Here is a 17,331-nt window from a genome sequence, read left to right as displayed (position 1 = left end):
GAAAAGCGTTCCCAGAATCGCGCCAGCTGTTCGACGCCGTGGAAGAACGTCTCCTCGCTGGCAAGAACAGCGCCGTTGAGTGCGCCGATGCTCGTGCCGGCGATCGCGGACACCTGCGCACCCATCTCCGCCATGCAGTCCAGGACGCCCAACTCGTAGGCGCCTTTGGCCCCGCCGCCGGCCAGGACCAGTCCGATACGCAAGGGGCGATTTGGGGCTGGCGGTGTCTGGGGTGCGTCGGCGGGGCCGTGCGGCGTGTCCTGCTGCAGGTCCCCGGAGCGCCCGGCCACATCCAGGGCCTTGTGGCTGAGGTGAGTGAAGTCCGCGGGGCCAGTCATCAGGCGCTCTCACGTGCCCGCAGCCGGCATCTGCGCGATGCAGCTTCCGCGAACTGCTCCCTGACGAGCTGCCGCAGCAGCTCCTCTGCGGTCAGGCTGGTGGCGACGTACCTGCTGCCGTTACCGATGGCGCTGCGCAGCGCCGTCCTCGCTGCGGCCTCCGGGGCGACGCCCTGCATGCCGGTTACCAGCGCCGTCTTGCTCAGCGCGGAGGCCAACGGCCCGCGGACGCCAGCTAGTTCGTCCCGTAGCCCTTCGCCCAGCAGCTCGGCCAGCATGATCCGGTGGTCGTCGCTGGGCAGATGGCGGGTAGCCGCGGCCAGCAGGTCGGCAACGGGCTTGACGCCGTCGTACCACGGGGTTGGCGGGTCCTGGAGCATGCGCTCGACGACCTCCAGCTCAACGCGTGTGCCATGCCCCGAGGCGGCGAACTCCCCGGCGGGGCCCGCGGCCACCTCACGGGCGAGCAGCATGGCGCCTGGCAGCCAGCCCAGAGCCGGGTCGAGGCGCGGGTGGCGCCACTTGCGCATCGCGTCGTCGATGGCTTGCCTGCTCTCCACCCTGCGCAGCCGCTCGTCGTGCTCGGCCAGTCCGCGCCCTGTCTTTTCGGCAAGCTCAGCCAGGACGAGCGCGAGGTCGCGCACGCTCTGCTCGGCCCACTGGAGGCGGTTGCCGAGGCGGTCCACGCGTGCGCGTACCTGCGCAACCTCGTTCATGACCTCGGCGACAACGAGGTCGGTGACCGCGAGCCGGTCGGTGAGGCTGGTCAGCCACGCCAAGGTGCCTCGCTGGGCACCGACCAGACCGCCGGTGATTGCGAGACCTCGGCGGCGCCCACGCCCGGTGACCTGGGCGAGCAGCCGCGCGAAGAAACCCTCGCGTACCGCGACCCGCAAGAGGTCGTCGGCGGTATGCAGGTCGTTGAGCATTTCGAGCAGCAGCCGGTCGTCCACCAGTCGAACGCCGCGGGCGACTTCGGACGGGTTCATGGGTCCGCTCATTAGTTGACCGCCGGTGCTACGAACACGATTGGCGTCGTAAGGCTTTGCGGCCAGTCCGCGTTTACGACGTACGCGGGAGCGATCAGGAACTCCGGGCGCGTGCCGTCGGCCGGCTCAGGGTTCCACGTCTGGTAGTGGCCCCGGGGCAAGGCGGCTAGCTCGACGCCGAAGTCCAGGTGGGCTGTGAGCGGCAGGTGCACAACGCCCTCACGGATCTCAGCCGCCTTGCGGAACACCATGTTGAAGTGGCCACGAAACTGGGCCTCATCGGCCGCCAGCCCGGGATCCCACTCCCGCAACTTGGCGACGATCTGTTCCGGCTTCGTGGCCAGCGGCTGGTCGAGCGGCTGGAACAGCGTCTCCACGAGTCGGCTGACGACCTTCGCCCGGCGCCGCGTCAGCTCCATTTCCCCTTCGTTGCCATGTTTCGGGCACAGCAGCCGTACCAGGATCCGCAGATCCTGCTGGACTAGGCGGCGGTAGTCCTGCGCGAGCTCGAGGTGGCGGCGGTGGCTGTCGGAGGTGGCGCGGCCTTCGACGATCGCGTGGCGGGCCCCTTGGTCCTTCAGGGCGTCTAAGACCAGTTCGAGCTTTTGGCCAAGGCCGCGCATCTCCTGGAGTACCTCACTAAACCGGGCGTCTGTACGCGTGTAGAGGGACTCGATCCGACTCTGAACGTTTCTGGCGATCTCGCTGCGCAGCGACTCGAACACGGCTCCCAGCTCGTGCTGCGACTTGTCGTTGCTGCCCGATGATGGCGCCGCGTCTTCCTTCCCACGGTGCCTCTTAAAACTCACCTTCGACTCCGCTGGCTCATCCTGATCCTTGTCGTCACCGTTGACATCGTGCGTGTCGTGGCCCATGGATTAGTCCCCCGCCTTGCCACGGCGTCCGTACAACTCCGTGAACTCGATCGTCGCCTTGCGGCGCACGTCACTGACCCGGTCCCGGGTCTCGACCACGATCTCCGTGCCGCCAAACGCGTAGTAGACGTCGAGCTGCCGCTCGGAAGACGGCAGTCCCACCGATCCACTCACGTCCGCTGTCACGGTTCCCACGCGCTCGCAGCCTTCCTCATCCACGTACTGCGGATCATCGCTGAAGGTCGCGAACAGTCCGATGTCGAAGGTACGAACACTGCGACGCATCACACTCAGGCTGGTCTCGACCACCTCGTCGGCCCGCACGTGCTCGCCCCGTATGACCACCACATTGAAACGGTCAGCGCACAGGATGTCGCCGTCGTCATCGACGAAGCGTTTGCCCTTGGGGTCCACGCCGTCGCGGAAGGGCATCGCGGTCTGGAAGCCGTAGGTGTATTTCGAGCGGCGGCCCCAGATGACCGCCGGGTCGTAGGCGAAGTGCACGGCACCGCCGAGTACGGCGACCGCCGGGTCCTGCGGCATCAGCACCCTCACCTTTGCGCCGAACCGCTGGGCGATGCGGTCGCGCAGATAGCTGGAGCGGGCGAAACCGCCGACGATGACGATCTGGTCCACGCCCTTGACTGGGCCACCGTCGATGACGAGGTGGCGCTGGCGTTCAATGGTGTCCAGCACCGGTCCGACCACCACTTCGTGGACCGCGGTAACCTCTTCCGGGGTGACGACGATGTGATAGGGGTCGCCGAACGCCAGCTCGGTCAGCCGCTGCCTGGTGCTTTTCGGTAGGGCCTCCCAGAGCCGCCCGGGCACTTCGATGTCGCAGGGTGTGGTGATCGATGGCGTGCCATCGGGCGCAGTCTCAGAGTGGAGGCCGACCTTCCACTCCTCCCAGCGGTCCTCCAGCCTGGCGATCTCCCGCGAATGCGAGACCTTCAACGCCTTCAACTTCTCCGCCCCGAAGCGGTCGGCGAGCACCTGGTCGACGAACTGCTGGTTAATGTACGCCGATCCCAGCGGTCCGCCGTCGGCGATGCCGATTTCGGTCAGGCGGCTGTCTCCGACGCCCTCGGAGCGGATTTGGTAGCTGGTGATGTCGACGGTGCCGCCACCGCAGTCGACCACCATGAAGCGGCTGCCTGCCCTCTCGACGTCGAGCGCGCCTTCCGGCCGCTCCGATCCAAGCAGGGTGCCGGGAGTGAGTGCGCAATACACAGCCGCGGCCTCCGGCTCGCTCACCAGCAGGAGCCTCTCGTCACCCGGAGGCATGCCGGCCGCTTCAGCGGCCTCGCGCATCACGCGCTTCTCGTTGTCCTTCCAGATAGCGGGCACTGTGATGCACCAGCGGATGTCGTCCGCGTCGAAGCCGATGCCCCGATAGCCAGTCGCCTCGATTTCGCTGAGTGCTGTCCGGTACACCTTGCCGAGGTAGGCGGCGATCAGTCCGCGCACCACTTGGCTGTCGGCCCCGACCAGGTTGCCGAGGAATCGCGGTACGTCGGCCGGTGGGGCATCGGCCCGTAGCGCCATCTTGAACCTGGTCGCGTATCCCAAGCCGTTCGGATTTCCCCGGCTGAGTTCGTTCTGCCAGCGCCTGCGAGCCTCGAACCCAAATTCCATCGGTATACGGTGCGCATCTACCAGGACAGCCGTCAGGTCCTTCGGGTAGGAACTGCTGCCACCGTCCGCAACGAAGTCCTGGTAAGCAATGTAGCGATGATTGGTGATGTCCTGCAGATTCGATACCGTCGCCCACGCGAATCCGGACCCGTGCGTTCCGAAATCGATGGCCACGACGACCTTCGGCGTGAATACGCCGCGGCGTGCTCGGTCCCCCATATTCCCCCCACCCGGACCACGCAGGCGAACACTCGCCACCCAAGGAAAATCCGTCGCGAAAAAGATCAAACACCGATTCGACCAGCGGGGAACAGGCGTGCGATTCCGCTACCCCACCCCTGACATGCTTGAGAGTACAGTGGCCAGTTCCGTGCGGGGCTCTTCTTTCCCGAAGAGGTGCCGGGAAAACACGAACGACGCCGCTGGGTGAGCGGCGCCCTGGATCATCTGTCAGCGGTGACCTCACGGGGGTCCGCAGGAGAGTGATGCGCCCGGGATCCGCGGAGCTGCAGGATGTGCCTGTGGTCAGGTGGACGAAGGCGTCTTGGCAAGCGGAGTGTCCGGGTGGCGATCAATTTGTTGGCCGTTTCTTCGCCGTAGTGAGGCGTTTGTTCAAGGCGGCCGTGCAGCGAGTGGTGATCACCGGGCTACTGCGATTCGTGGTCCAGGCCAAACCCCACAGGTCCGGACCCGCACTTCGGGCTCAGCCAGCAGCGGGGCGGCGGGCAGATCCGCCATTCGGGCGCATGGCTGGGTTGCTCCATGGCACCCTGTCTCTGCGCGACATCGGGGGGAGCTCGTGGGCAACGAACAGTTGGGCGACCAGCACTGCAGTTTCGATCGAGGAGGGGTCACCGACCTGCTGAGCAACGCGACCCGGATCGCACGCCCGCAGGACGAGGACCCGCGCCCGTGGCTAGGCGAGTTATGCGATGGCGCCCCGGACCAGGTACTCACACTGCTGCATGAAGGCACTCACCACTGGTGCTTCCGTTCGGTTGTCGGCAATGCTCTGCTCCACCTCACTGGACGAGCTGGGGCGAATGCCTATGCCATGCTCGCCCTCCGGGACGATCCACCCAACGGCGATTTTTCGTACCCGGTGGACGAATTCGCGAGGGGCATGAGGGAGTTCGGGGATCCGCGCGTCGCTGACGCGAGTGAACTGATGCGTCGTCGCGTGCAGCTGGCCCGGCACATTCAGGCAGACAGCATCCGCCGTAAGGCGGCGGTCCAACTACTGCGGCCGCTCGCCGAAGGGCTTGCGCTCTTCGCCGAGTTCGACGCTGTCAGCGGTCCCGGCACCCAGTCCATGAGTCCCCTCGCTGGTTGCCTGGTTGCCCACTTCGGCGGGGCCACGGCTCGGCGCCATCCCGTGAGGATGGGCCTGACAGACCTCTCGACTGCCCTGCTTCGACGGGCCCGGACATCGCCACACGCCTGCGCGACCAAGGCAGGCGTGCTCATGCGTCCAGCCCGCGGCAACCACGGCGGCTATCTCACGGGCTATCTGACGGTCAAAAGCCTGTGGCGAGAATTATGCCGCCGCGACTACCGACTCTCCTCCGAGACCGATCTGGCGCTGATGTACATGCGCAGCTTCTTCTACGACGACCTGGGACTCGCAGCGTTGATCCTCGCCGCGCCGGAGGGGGACGGCATGGCCGGGGCCTTGGCCGTCGAAAATCGGCTGGTGGAGCGGTTCGCACAGTTCCAAGAAGTGACCCGCGCCGACATCCGAGCCTTCGAGGAGTGCATCGTCGAGGGGCCACAGGATTCGGCGACCGGGCTTTACAGGCCGGGCATCCGCCGTACCGAGGAGGAGGACCGTCGAGACCGAGCCCAACTGAGTCGTCTCATAGACCACGAGGCGTCGCCGCCGATGGGCGCGCGCTTCTTCCCGGAAGGAGGAACGCTGGTCTCGGGGGAGTTGAAGCGCCTACTGGACGTTCGTGGACTGTTGAGCGTTTGCTCGGTGCCCGTCAACGTACGCCGCGCTCGCCACGCCAGCCTGGAGGTCCTCCACCAGGGACAGGTGCTGTTTGAGGCGCCCCCTGACAAGGACGCCGAATTGGCGGACGCATGGGGCGGCGAGCCCATCGCCGACGGCGCAGCGGTGCTCGACATAGTCATCGACATGGCCGCCGACAGCAACACATATCTTGGGCGGGCCGCCGTGGTGAGCCGCGACAGAAGAGTGCTGGCCCACCGGAGGTGGGGACCGGGCCGGGACAGCGAGGCGCGTCGGCGCCTGCTCCAATGGTCCTTCGAGGATCGAGAGGCGACCAAGTTCGGCGCAGCTTCGATGGCCGTGGCCATCGAGTGGATCGTCGCCGAGTACCCCCGGCTGGAGCATAACGTGAGGGTGGCCTGCCAGGAGCTCGACAGTCGAGGTGAAGGAGCCTGGGGCGCCATGGCGACTTACCTAGCCCGGGACACAGCCGCAAGGGAAGCAGCGACCGAAGCCTTGGAACGGGGAGGACTGCGTCCGCTGCTCGGCTCCCCCAATCTCGTACAGCGGGCAGCCGTGCTGGGCCTCCTCGCTGCCGGCGGCGATGCTATCGCCCCGCAAGACGCCGCATCCGTGGGGATCAACCTCGACCTTACCGTGGCCGAGCTCCGCTCCGCCTGGGAGGACCGGGGCTTCCCACCTGCCCCGCTAGTCACCAGGGGAGACGCCTGCACACCGGCCCACGTCCTGTGCTTCCTCTGAACCGTCTGTAGCCCTTGCGCTAACCAAGACTCCACTGGAGCCACAATGAGCCAGGAAACCCGACTAACAATCAACGGACTTCACTGGGCGGAGTTCTACGAGCTGGAGGAACAGCTGCCCGGCCTAGAACAGTTGACTGACGAGGACGAGCGAGGTACCGACCACGGAACCATGGAACTCGTCACTGCGGTAGTGTCCCTCGCTGCCGCTGGGGTCCCACTGCTCACCGCATGGCTGACCGCCCGACAAGCCAGGACAACGCACCCCACCGGCATCGTCATCGAACCCGGCCCAAACGGCTCCGTCACCATCCACCTCCATCCCCTGGCACCAGGCACTGCCGCCCCCGCCACACAAGACCCCGAGGCCACCGCCGTCGCCATCGCCGCAGCACTGCGCGCTCACCTCCCGTCAACGCCGGAGTGAACCTTGCGGTGTAAAGGCCTCTCTCGCGGCACCGGCCGGAACACGCATGCAGACAGGGGGACGCGGGTCCGCACCTGAGGCTTGGTACGCCCGGGCGCACCGCTGCCCGTGTGGTCCCACCGCAGCCCGCCATAGAACCAGGGCGCGACCGCAGCGAGATCGACGTACTGCCGCTGGACGGCGTGACGCAGGAGGTGATCGGTCGCCGGGCCGACGTCTTCCGAACTGCCGCGGCTGTCGTGGTGCCCGACCGGTGTGCTCGCCCTGTTGCCCCTGCACGCCGCGCTGCTGGATGAGGCGGACCTCTACACCCACGACCGCGTCGTCTCCTCCTGCATCCCGACGCCGGGCTCGTTGCTGTACGCCAGGCACAGACCCGCTCCGGCCCCCGGCGACACCTCGCTGATCGCGGTCGACGCGGGTGACGCGTATCCACGCCTCTCCGCACTGGACGACGAATTCGCCGCAACGGAAGAGCTGACCGCACGCCGGAACGAGCTCAGGGACGCGCAGGCCGCACCCCAGGCAGTGCTCGCGGCGCTGCGCTCCCACACCCACGCCCACCTCGCCTGCCACGGTGTGCACGACCGGCGGGGTCCGTCACGCAGTCGGCTGCTGCTGCACACGGGGGATCTCACGCCAAGCGAGCTGACGGCGGAGCGGCTGCCCGAGGCGGAATTCGCCTACCTGTCCGCCTGCCACAGCGCCGCCCCCGGTCAGGAGCTGGTCGACGAGGTCATCTCCGTAGCGTCGGCCTTCCAGCTGTGCGGCTACCGGCAGGTCATCGGCAGCTTGTTGACCGTTGAGGGCGCCATGGCCCCGCTGCTGGCCCACGGCGTCTACCGGGCCCTCGCGGCGCCCGACAGCTCGGGAGCCGCGTACGCCCTGCCTCACGCGATCGGGCCACTGCGGCAGCATCCGCGCGCAGGGAGCCGCTGTTCTGGGGCTCGATATTCCACAGCGGGCCGTGAGGGCTGAGGGAAAGGGAGGGGAGCACCATGGACGACGAGCGTGATGGGCGGCGGCGTGCGGCGCTCACTTAGCTCAGGGAGGAATTCGAGGGAAGGGGCCGAGGCGCGGAACTCCACGCCGCGATGCAGACGGTACTCGCCGAGACGCCGGTACGGCAGGTCATCGCGCGGCTGGGCTTTGCCGAACACGAGCTGGACGAGGAGGCGGCAGCCGTGCGTGGGGGCGAACCCTGGGACATGATCCCCCTGCCGAGCCCACGGCCGGCTGGGGAGATCTACCGCTGCCCCGACGGGTGGTGCAGCCTGAACCAGCTACGTGAACCCGGCGGCCCGCTCCCGTCGGAAGGGCGCTGCTGGCTGTGCGACCGGCCCCTGCGCATCGTGGAGGCCTGAAGCCCGTGACCCCGATGCTCGACGGTCTCGGCGCGAAGCTGGCCGAGAAATGGCTGTCCACTGTGGCCGCGCCCGGCCTGTTCTTCGTCGGGGCGGCCGTCTCCACCGTGGCCCTGGGCCACGGCCCGCCCTCTCGACTGGCGTGCCCTGGGTGTGCAGGTGAGGCACTGGGCGACGGCGGCGTCAGGGTGGTCCACGGTCGGTCAGCTCACCGCTGTCGCGTTGGCCGTCCTCGCGCCGTCGCCGTGGGAACTCTCGTACGGGCGTGCGCCGCGGGTGCCGAACGGATCTGGACCGGCAACTGGCCTGCACCAGCCCGCCCGCTGGCCCTGCGATTGACCGCACACCGCACCACACGCTGGAGGCGCATCAACGGCTCTGCCGCGGGACCGCTCGGCACGTCTGCAGCAGGAGATCGACGAGCACACGGCCCTCCGGGACCGGATCACCCCGGCCGCGCCCAGCCGCCCCACGCACATCGGCGACCAGTTCGCAGCCCTGGACGCTCGCCTGCGCCACCAGTACGGCATTGACCTGGCCTGCTGCTGGTCCCGGTTGTGGCTGGTGCTGCCGGACGACGTCAGGACGGAACTGCGCGCCTCGCGGGCCAGCTGCGACGCTGCGCCGACCCTGTTCATGTGGGCGGCCTGTTACGGCGTGCTCGGCTGCTTCTGGTGGCCCGCGGCGGTGGGTGCCGCCGTGACCGTGGTCGTGTCGTGGCGGCGCGGTCGGCGGGCCGCGGAGTCACACGCCGAGTTGGCGGAGGCAGCGGTCGACGTCTATCTCAGGAGACTGGTGAACGAACTCGGTCTCGGCCCGATCGACGCTTTGCCCGATCCTCGGGTCGGCCGTGACATCAACCGCATCGTCCGCAAGGCTGCCTGAACAACCGGCAAGGCCGACAGCTGGGCCCATGAATCGACGCTGTCCAAGCCGACGGTCTGCCTGCGCTGCACGGCTCTGTCAACGGCCTCGGCCAAGACCTCGACGCCGTCGTGGCCGGGCTTGCATGCACGCGCAACCAGCCGGACATGCGGCCAGTGGTTCGTTATCCGGCTGGGGAAGCGCCAGGCGGCACCGGCACGGTGGTGGCGACGACGCCACCGGGGTACTCCGCTCCGCTGCCGTGGTCCTCGGCGGAGTCGGTGTGGTCGATCGGCTCGTGCCCGTGGGCAACGACCTCGACCGCCTCTACTCGGCCGTAGTCCGCGCCGGCGACAGAAAGGTGCTGGCCAAGGCACCCGGTCGCGGCACCGAGCAGTACCACCGCGTCGTCTTTGACCTGTCCGCCCACACGGTGAGCGGATCTACGTCGAAGTCGTCGACCGAGCGACGGGCGGCTGGGGCCACATCACCGTGGACGACGTCAACGTTCCCGTCCTCCGAAAGTGACCACATGCCGCCAACACAGCAGGACGACGCGCCGCTCGATGCCCGGCCCGCTGACCTGAGCCCGTTCCGGAGCAGGGGCGTTGAGGTTGTCGAACGGGGTACGGGCCTCGCCCGCATGGCGCTGGGCCCGTACGGTGCCAGACCGTCTCGAGTAGGGGCATGAACCACGGTGAGCGCGATCCTGCCCGACGGCCCGAGATCCTCGGGTCACTCAGGGGGCTCCTTGGGCCGTTTCCAGTACGGGCCGTTACTCCGGCGCCTCGAAAGAGCCGCGGAGCCAACCGCAGGTTCCAGGCCTGCCTCTCTCGACACTCACGTCACAGCGCCGTTGCTCCGGCCGACCACAGGCTGAGTGGAGCCGGCCGAGGCGACCTCGAAGCTGGCCTTCGTAATACCTGTGTCCACACAGCGTCCTCAATTTTGGCTCGGGCTCCTCGTTGAGGCCGCTCTTGGGACTCTCCCGCACCATGATCCCGGCGCATTCACGCAGGTCAGCGCAGCGTGCACCGTCATCCGTCGACTCGCCGCTGAACTCGCGAGCAGCGGATTCAGTCCGTTGAGCCCGAGTTGACGTTCCAACACCTCAGAAGAGACGTTTCTGCAGGTCACAGCCCTGCACTGGTGGGGCGGGTGGGACTCGAACCCACGGCCGACGGATTATGAGTCCGCTGCCGAACCGTGGACCGCAATGCCGGAGACTGCCTCCCCCTGTCGGCCACTGCCGAACTGTGCAGGTCAGCAGCCTATCCGGCGCAGCGTCCCCCTCGAACGAGTGTCAGGTACTTCCGCCTTCGGCCGGGCACTTCCGGGACGTTCGGGCGAGCACGGGGCGAGCAGAAGCCCCCTGCCACCTGCGGCGATACCCGAGCCCCGCGCCTGGAACACTACTCGCCACCTCCCCGTTGTCGGCGTCCTCGACGCCCTCGGAGGCCGACGCCTCCACTGCGGGCGGCTCATCACCTGGGACCCGACGGGCACGCGGCACAAGGCCCGCCGCCTTCTCGGCAATGTCCCGGTCGACCTCCTCCAACAGCTCGGTGTACGTGTCGCCGGTGAGCTGGATGGTGGAGTGCCGGAGCACCTTCTTCACGGCGAAGATGTCGCCGCCGCCCGCGTGGGTGAGCGTGGCCGCCAGGTGCCGGAGGTCGCGGAGGTTGATCGGTGGCAGCCCGGCCCGCTTGTAGATGCGGCGGAACTCGTCGGACACCTTCTCAGGGTGGAGCCAAGTACCGTCGGGCTCGGTCCACACCTTGCCGGTGTCCGCCCAGTCCGCGACGTCCTTGCCCTTCGCGCACTCCTGCGCGGTTGCCGGTTCCACTCGTCCCGCTCGGCGAGCTGCTGGGCGCGACGCTCGCGCAGCACGCCGACGTTGAGGGAGTCGAGGGCGATCGTCGACGACGACTCCTCAGTTTTCAGGTCGTCCTCGAACACCTCCCAGTTGTCGACGACGAGCGCGCGCGACGGGGTGATGAGCCCGGCGTCGAGGTCCATGTTCGTCCACTCGATTCCGACACCCTCGCCGCGCCGCAGGCCGCGGAAGGCGATCAGGTGGAAGAACGAGTACAGACGCGACTCCTCGGCCTCGTCGAGGAACACGCCAAGCTGCTCCGGCGTCCACACCATCACAGGCGACGGCTTCTCCCCCGTGCGCTTCCAGTGCGCGACGTTCTGCACCGTCCACAGCTTCGCCTTCGGCCGCTTGCCCGACTCCAGCTCGACCCACTCGGCCGGGTTGAAGGTGATGAGCTGCTTACGGATCGCCGCGTTGAGCGCAGCCCTCAGAGTGGCCCGGATCCGCTGCTTCGTCGCCGGACCCGTGACCTTCCGGTACGGCGGCATCGCCTTCAGCTTCTTCCGCTCGGCCGCCAGCCGCTCGGACACCTCCGGCGATGGCCGGCCGCCCTTGGTCCCTGGCCGCCACCTACAGCGTGCCTCCTGCTCATGGCGTGCCGCGTTCTCGGCCCTGATCACCTCGTTCTGGTCATCGATGGCGTCGAAGAACGCCTGCGCGTGCGCGACATTGAAGCGGTCGAGCCGGAAGTGCCCAAGGCCCGGCTTCAGGTGGACGCGGATGCGCGATTCGTAGCCGGACGTGGTGCGCCGCTTCGTCTTCTTCGCGGCCACCCAGGCATCAAGCCACTCCCCGACCGTCATGTCACTGTCGAGGGCGACGCCGCCGGCCAGGCGCCGCTTCACCTCGGCCGCGTCGGGTATCGGCTCCCGGTCCTTCATGACCTTGGTCAGCAAGTCGCTGATCTGGTGGCCGCGCGTCGGGTCGTCATCGCCGACCAGGTCGAGGATGGCGCGTAGCTTGTCCAGATCGCCTTGGGCGTCCTTGACCTGTACGTAGCCGGTGCGGCGGAACGTCCTCCGCTCCCCCTTCGCGCTCGCGGGCAGCTCCTGGCGGAGCTGGAGGTTCCCGTGGTTGCGCTTCGACAGCTGCGGGCAGTCGGTGCCGAGTCTCTTGTTGTTCGGGCCGCGGCACTCGCATCGCTTCGTGAGGCTGCCAGCGCGCCGTGCTCCAGACATACGCGTCCTCCGAGATCACTACGCACTACGCACAACTACGCGTGCGCTGGATGCTGGCGAAGTACGCCACCTGTTGCTTCATATCAACCCGTACCGTGCGCAGTACGCGCAGCGATGCGCAGTAAGAATCCACGTTGCGGGAGTGGCGCGAACATGACCCAAGGAACGAGCACGGAGCCCCAGCTCACCGTCGGCGATCTGCTCAGCCTTCCGCCGACGACGTCGAGACGGCCGCGAGGGCACTCGGAATCGGCCGCACGAAGGCGTACGAGCTGGTGGCAGACCAGTTCCCGTGCAAGATCGTCAGGACCGGCCGCACCTATCGCGTTGCGACCGCCGACCTCCGCCGTGTCCTCGGCGTCGAGGAGAACACCGAGCACGCTCCGGCGGCCTGACCGCCGTCTCTCAGACCACTGCCCATCCCCCCATCAGCGGGCCCGGCCTCCCACTCCGCCTCCGGAGGCCGGGCCTGCTGCCACGCCCAGGGGGAACCAGGCGAGCGCTGCGCATGGAGGCCAGGGGCAGAGCTTGCGCCTCCACCCCTCCCGTTTCGAGGTCGGGGAGGTGGCCGGGTCAGCTGCTTCGCATGCGCCGGTCATACTCCGCGTGCGGCTCCAGCTCAACCGCAGCTCGCCGTGCGTCGAGCCCTTCTGGGTCCTCGATGGGGTAGGGCCGCAGGTTGTCCGCGAATCCGTCGCTGTCGTACTGGGTGCCGTACACCTGGGGCTGACCGGCGGCGACGCGGCACCGATCGGTCAGATAGGCCAGCTGCCACGCGGGAGCCTCCCCGGCATCTACCGCGGCCATCAACAACTCCAGGGCCTGCCGCTGGAACTCGGGGTCCCGGTCGGCGTGCTGCGCCAGAATCCACCCGGCCTCTGTCCTCCTCGCCAACCAGTGACGTTCCAGGCCAACCGTGATCCGCGATGATGCGCTTCAGCCACGCGGTGTTGTCCGCATCCACCGCGAGGATCTCGTTCCCGTCCATGGGACGGCGCAGGCGTGCCGTCTGATCTGCCTCGCGCCGGCGTAGCAGCTCGGCGGTGATGTCGGGTGGCTGGGCTGCATCTCGTGCTCCTCACGACAAGACGCCCGCCCGGTGTTGGGGCGAGCGCCGTCAGCTGACGATGGTCACAGGCCGGGGGCTTCCCTACCGCCAGCCGTGTTCAGCGAGAGGACCGGCGCCGTTGAGGTAACCGAGCAGCCCCTCCTTCGGGTACTCGATCACGTCGTCCGGCGGCTCGTGCACGCTGAACCACGCGAGGGCCATGCACTTCTCGGGCTCCTTGTTGACAGGCTCGCCCTCCCACTCGGTGGCCTCGTAGAAGAACCCGATCCGCGTCGTCCGGTCGTCCTGGCGGTGGTGCACGACCTGAACAAGACGCAGGTGAGCCGGGTCCACGATGACACCGGTCTCCTCATACAACTCGCGGGCGGCGCCGGAGGACAGAGGTTCCCCCTCATCGAGCTTGCCCGACGGCATGTGCCATCGGCCGCGACCGTACGGCCCGCCGCGCTGAGAGAAGAGGACCTTGTCGCCGTCGCGGAGGAAGACGTGGGTGTCGATGACTGGCTGTGCTGGTTTTCCGCTCATGGTTCCTGGGGGGTTGTGTGGGCTGGGGAGGCAACCGACGCTAGCGGCAGCCTCGGGATGTCGTCGGCGATTCGGCGCGCTACGTCCGAAGGGGCGTAGCTGCCGGTGTCAAGGAGAAGTACCTCCACCCCTCTGCTCATCAGGTAGGCCGCCGCGTCGCCGTACAGCTCGACTTCCCGGCTGGGGCCGGTGGGGTCGAGGTGGAAGCGATGGGTGATGCCGCGTGCCGCGATGCGTTGGGCGATGAGACCAGGAGCGGCGGTGAGGATCACGGCCAGGTCCGGCAGCACTGCGCGGTCGTTGACGGCGAGGAGGAACTCCAGCGGGACGCCGTCAAGCTGTTGCAGGACGAGCGTCGACGGCAGGTAGCGGTCGCTGATGATGAGTTCGCCGGCATGCAGGGCCGGCTCTATCTCGGTCTCGATGTGCTCGTAGCGGTTGGCGGCCACTAGGCAGGCGAGCGCGAGGCCGTGGATCTCGTTGGCGTGGCTGCGCGTGAACTGGCCCAGGGCGCTGGTGGTCGGCTCGACGGTCCGCCGCGCCGGACGGCCTTGGGCGGTGAGATGGTCGTGGAGGGCCTGCACGGTGGTGGACTTACCGACGCCGCTGGGGCCGTCGATGGAGACGAACCACCCTTTGCGCTCGCCGGTCACGCGGCGATCTCCTGGCCGCCCTGGTTCCGCTCGTGCTGCTCGCCCGTCAGCGTCGCGAGCGTGGCCCTCAGGTCCTCCAGCGGTACGCCACCGAACTGGATACCGACAGAGAAGTTGAACTCGTCGCGCTGCCGCATGGATTCGTCGGCGCCTTCCTGGGTGAGGTCGACGTCACCGTACGCGAGGAGCTTGTCAGGCTTGTGGCCGGTGTCGATGAGGGTCTTCCAGATGGGCGTACCGGGGTAGGGGCGGAACTCGAAGACGCTGGCCCGGATCTCGCCGGGGTGCTGGTCGGCGATGTCCCACAGGTTCCGGATGTGCCGCACGGTGGCGTCGAGGTCTTCGCGCTCCTCGCCGGGGTAGCCGAGGATGAAGTAGCCCTTGACGCCGATGCCGTGGGCGACGAGCCGGCGGGCGACGCGTTCGGTCATCTCGGCGGTGATCCGCTTGTCCATCGCGTGCAGGATGCGGTCACTGCCGGATTCGATACCAAGGGCGACTTCGCGCAGGCCGTTGGCGACGAGCACGTCCAGGTCGGCGTCGCTGAGGCGGTCGAGGACGTTGATGCGTCCGGTGGCGTCCCATACATACCGCTCGCCGATGCCGTGCCGTGCGAAGACGTCCATGTGCTGCTTGATGACGTTGCGGACGCCGAGGAACAGGTCATCCACGAACCGGAAGGCGGTCACGCCGTACTCGTCGTTGAGCTGGTCGAGTTCGCCGATGATGTTCTCAGGGCTGCGCACGCGGATCTTGAGGTCGGGGTTGGCGCTGACGGCGGCGCCGCAGAAGCCGCAGTCGTACGGGCAGCCGCGGCTCCCGACGATGTTCGCCTCCTCGTACCCGGTTCCGAAGAGGACGGCGTCCCTCAGCCAGACGGCGCGACCGCTCGCGGCGAGACGCCTGTCGGTCACGGTCGGCGTGGGCCGGTAGGGGTCCTGCGGCAGGAAGGCGCGGTTCACGTACGGCAGGGTGTTGATGTTGGGGGCGAGCATCTGGGCGCTCGTCTGCGCGCTGGCAATGCCTCCGGCGCGGGTGCCGCTGATCGGGTCGCGCCACAGCACGCTGGGCAGTTCCCGCCGGCGCTTCTCGTCGTCCAGGAGGGCGGCGACGCGCAGGTCTCCCTCGCCGAGGACGAGCGCGCGCAGGTTCCGCATGCGGGGGTCGGCGAGGATGCGGTCGGGCATGGCCTTGGCGTGGTGTCCGCCGACCATAAGCGCGATCTCGGGATCGAGGTGTTCGGCGATCCGCGCGGACATCTCGTACGTGGGGGCCAGGAGGTTCATGCCGACCCAGCGGGGCGCGGCCTGGTTGACGATCTGCGCGGTCTCTTCGATGCCAAGGCCGTGCGCCTCGGCATCGAGGACGCCCACGTTGAAGCCGCAGCGCTGGGCGTACGTGGCTATGTAGGCCATGCCGAGGACGGGAAGCGTGTAGTCGTTCGTGCGCGGCCGCAGGCCGTAGTCGCGCAGTGGCGCGTTCACGAACAGGGCGTCGAGCGTGTGGGTGTCGTCGGCGCCTGAGATCAGCGTTAACTGCCGCATGGATCCTCCGAATCAGCGCGGGCGTGTGAGCCCCAGGTGAGGGTGGAGAGGGTCAGGGTGTGCAGGGCAGTGCGATCGGTTCCGGCCCATCCGGTCCACATCGGGCCGAACGTCTTGTCCTTCTTCTTGTCGGGCCACGGGTACGCGGGGGCGATCTGCTCTGCCCAGGTGCGTACGGCGAGATCAGCGTGCGGGTAGATGCTGAAGTCGCCGGTGAAGTCGGAGGCAGCCGCTGCGGCGGTCCACGGGCCGATGCGCGGGATGCCCATCAACGCGGTGACCAGGTCGGCAGCGTCCAGCCGTTCCCACTCGGCGTGATGCTCTTCGTACGCCGCAGCAGCTGACTGGAGGGCGGTGCGGTGGAACTTCGCACCGACGCCGGCGAACTCCTCATCAGCCAAAGCCAGGACGTCGGCGGCCGTGGGCGCCACGGCGAGCTCACCGAACCGGCCTTCGACGGTGACGCCGAACTTGGCGCACCAGGCGCGGTAAAGGTTGCGGGCCTGCTCAGCTCGTACGACCTGCCGCAGGATCGCCGTGCTGATCGCGTCCCACAGCCAGGGGTTCGCCAGGCGCTGGGTGACACCGAGGTCGTCGAGCCCGGCCCGCAGCGCAGCCGGGGCCGCGGCGGGCAGGCATGCAGGGTCCGTCGGCACGAACGAGGGCTTCACGTCCTCGGTGCCATGCGCGCACTGCATGTGCAGGCCTTCCCTGTCGTGGGACAGGACCCAGATGCCGGACGCCGTACGGACAGCACGAGCGCGCGTACCGTTCTCGTACGAATGCCAGGCGGGGTGATCGGTCGTCAAGACACCGCTCATCGTTTGCTCCTCATGTATTGCGCATCGTTTCGCCGTAGCCTCTCGCGTCACTGGGGCTCCGTGCGCGAAGGTCGCGGAAGGCGAGGCATCAGCCGAGCGGTCTCCTTCTCGACGCCCGCGCGCCGAGAGCACGGGGGTTGATGTTGTCGTTGTGTGGGGCCGCCCGCCGTTCTGGGCGGCGGGCGGCGTGGCCCCGCCCGGCCGGTCTTGCCGTTGCCGGATACCGGGCGGGGCCGTGGTCCTGGTGGCGACGGGGGCGTCTCCAGGACCGCTTGGGCCGACGGCGGCCGGGTTGTGACGTCCGAACCCGCCGCCGGGGTCTACATGGGGGTGACGTTGGCGAGGTTGATGCCTGCGTACAGGCACGGGCCCGTCTCCAGGCCAGCGCGCCCCCACGACGTTCGAGGAAAGGTCGGCCGCGGTTCGGCATCGGGGCGCCGTGCGGATCGGCTGGG

15 protein-coding genes, 1 tRNA gene and 1 pseudogene are annotated in these 17,331 nt (G+C 68.1%); 5 read left to right on the top strand and 12 right to left on the bottom strand.

Features of this window, described 5'->3' with window-relative positions:
• The 4 genes from IF78_RS0138085 to IF78_RS0138070 all read right to left on the bottom strand — a co-directional run.
• Nucleotides 1–338: patatin-like phospholipase family protein (locus tag IF78_RS0138085; RefSeq protein ID WP_031487630.1), on the bottom strand; the 338-nt coding region annotated here is incomplete at its 3' end.
• Complete coding sequence (locus tag IF78_RS44310; protein ID WP_031487629.1) at nt 338–1,327, bottom strand: diguanylate cyclase regulator RdcB family protein; 990 nt, start codon at nt 1,325–1,327, stop codon at nt 338–340. The genes IF78_RS0138085 and IF78_RS44310, both read right to left, overlap by 1 nt.
• An 11-nt stretch (nt 1,328–1,338) precedes the next feature.
• On the bottom strand, nt 1,339–2,202 hold the full coding sequence (locus IF78_RS0138075) for a hypothetical protein (protein ID WP_031487628.1): 864 nt from the start codon (nt 2,200–2,202) through the stop codon (nt 1,339–1,341).
• Between the two features lie 3 nt (nt 2,203–2,205).
• Nucleotides 2,206–4,014: an Hsp70 family protein gene (locus tag IF78_RS0138070; protein WP_158751615.1), complete on the bottom strand. Its 1,809-nt coding sequence runs from the start codon at nt 4,012–4,014 to the stop codon at nt 2,206–2,208.
• A 625-nt stretch (nt 4,015–4,639) separates the two neighbouring features.
• Between IF78_RS0138070 and IF78_RS0138065 the strand changes: the two genes are divergently transcribed.
• The 5 genes from IF78_RS0138065 (at nt 4,640) to IF78_RS50015 (ending at nt 9,228) form a co-directional block, all read left to right on the top strand.
• Nucleotides 4,640–6,553, top strand: a complete 1,914-nt coding sequence (locus IF78_RS0138065) for a hypothetical protein (protein WP_158751613.1) — start codon at nt 4,640–4,642, stop codon at nt 6,551–6,553.
• A gap of 45 nt (nt 6,554–6,598) precedes the next feature.
• The gene (locus tag IF78_RS0138060) at nt 6,599–6,979 is read left to right on the top strand and encodes a hypothetical protein (protein ID WP_031487625.1); all 381 of its coding nucleotides are present in this window, start codon (nt 6,599–6,601) and stop codon (nt 6,977–6,979) included.
• A gap of 255 nt (nt 6,980–7,234) precedes the next feature.
• A complete protein-coding gene (locus IF78_RS0138055) occupies nt 7,235–7,957 on the top strand; it encodes a CHAT domain-containing protein (RefSeq protein ID WP_031487624.1) in 723 nt (240 codons plus the stop codon).
• Between the two features lie 116 nt (nt 7,958–8,073).
• Entirely contained in the window at nt 8,074–8,343 is a 270-nt protein-coding gene (locus tag IF78_RS44300; protein WP_234439982.1) for a hypothetical protein, read from the top strand.
• A 564-nt stretch (nt 8,344–8,907) separates the two neighbouring features.
• Nucleotides 8,908–9,228, top strand: coding sequence for a hypothetical protein (locus tag IF78_RS50015; RefSeq protein WP_234439981.1), 321 nt, complete (start codon nt 8,908–8,910; stop codon nt 9,226–9,228).
• Nucleotides 9,229–9,391: 163 nt separating this feature from the next.
• Here the strand turns inward: IF78_RS50015 and IF78_RS0138040 are convergent, their stop codons facing one another.
• The 8 genes and pseudogenes from IF78_RS0138040 to IF78_RS0138005 form a co-directional block, all read right to left on the bottom strand.
• On the bottom strand, nt 9,392–9,637 hold the full coding sequence (locus IF78_RS0138040) for a hypothetical protein (protein ID WP_031487623.1): 246 nt from the start codon (nt 9,635–9,637) through the stop codon (nt 9,392–9,394).
• Nucleotides 9,638–10,354: 717 nt separating this feature from the next.
• A tRNA-Ile gene (locus IF78_RS48705) sits at nt 10,355–10,443 on the bottom strand.
• 259 nt (nt 10,444–10,702) lie between these two features.
• Nucleotides 10,703–12,264: pseudogene (locus IF78_RS44290) on the bottom strand (site-specific integrase); the annotation flags it as partial.
• A 573-nt stretch (nt 12,265–12,837) separates the two neighbouring features.
• Nucleotides 12,838–13,158: a DUF6624 domain-containing protein gene (locus tag IF78_RS44280; RefSeq protein WP_199921465.1), complete on the bottom strand. Its 321-nt coding sequence runs from the start codon at nt 13,156–13,158 to the stop codon at nt 12,838–12,840.
• A 256-nt stretch (nt 13,159–13,414) separates the two neighbouring features.
• The gene (locus tag IF78_RS0138020; RefSeq protein WP_031487622.1) at nt 13,415–13,858 is read right to left on the bottom strand and encodes an NUDIX hydrolase; all 444 of its coding nucleotides are present in this window, start codon (nt 13,856–13,858) and stop codon (nt 13,415–13,417) included.
• Entirely contained in the window at nt 13,855–14,511 is a 657-nt protein-coding gene (tmk, locus tag IF78_RS0138015) for a dTMP kinase (RefSeq protein ID WP_031487621.1), read from the bottom strand. The genes IF78_RS0138020 and tmk overlap by 4 nt, the downstream gene beginning before the upstream one ends.
• Nucleotides 14,508–16,055 carry a B12-binding domain-containing radical SAM protein gene (locus tag IF78_RS0138010; RefSeq protein ID WP_031487620.1) on the bottom strand — a complete coding sequence of 516 codons (1,548 nt, stop codon included), beginning with the start codon at nt 16,053–16,055 and terminating at the stop codon, nt 14,508–14,510. The genes tmk and IF78_RS0138010 overlap by 4 nt, the downstream gene beginning before the upstream one ends.
• Nucleotides 16,043–16,876, bottom strand: a complete 834-nt coding sequence (locus tag IF78_RS0138005; RefSeq protein WP_031487619.1) for a DNA glycosylase family protein — start codon at nt 16,874–16,876, stop codon at nt 16,043–16,045. The genes IF78_RS0138010 and IF78_RS0138005 overlap by 13 nt, the downstream gene beginning before the upstream one ends.
• Nucleotides 16,877–17,331 lie beyond the last annotated feature (455 nt).

Origin of the sequence: Streptomyces bicolor, assembly GCF_000719285.1 — a bacterium.
GTDB lineage: Bacteria > Actinomycetota > Actinomycetes > Streptomycetales > Streptomycetaceae > Streptomyces > Streptomyces bicolor.
Note: the sequence above shows the minus strand (reverse complement) of the source record. Positions and strands in the feature narration are given on the sequence as shown.

Excerpts from the sequence above, each read along its gene's own strand:
- IF78_RS0138020 (WP_031487622.1), bottom strand. The coding sequence starts at position 13,858 with ATGAGCGGAAAACCAGCACAGCCAGTCATCGACACCCACGTCTTCCTC.
- IF78_RS0138075 (WP_031487628.1), bottom strand. The coding sequence starts at position 2,202 with ATGGGCCACGACACGCACGATGTCAACGGTGACGACAAGGATCAGGAT.
- IF78_RS44310 (WP_031487629.1), bottom strand. The coding sequence starts at position 1,327 with ATGAACCCGTCCGAAGTCGCCCGCGGCGTTCGACTGGTGGACGACCGG.
- IF78_RS0138060 (WP_031487625.1), top strand. The coding sequence starts at position 6,599 with ATGAGCCAGGAAACCCGACTAACAATCAACGGACTTCACTGGGCGGAG.
- IF78_RS0138010 (WP_031487620.1), bottom strand. The coding sequence starts at position 16,055 with ATGCGGCAGTTAACGCTGATCTCAGGCGCCGACGACACCCACACGCTC.
- IF78_RS0138005 (WP_031487619.1), bottom strand. The coding sequence starts at position 16,876 with ATGAGCGGTGTCTTGACGACCGATCACCCCGCCTGGCATTCGTACGAG.
- IF78_RS44300 (WP_234439982.1), top strand. The coding sequence starts at position 8,074 with ATGCAGACGGTACTCGCCGAGACGCCGGTACGGCAGGTCATCGCGCGG.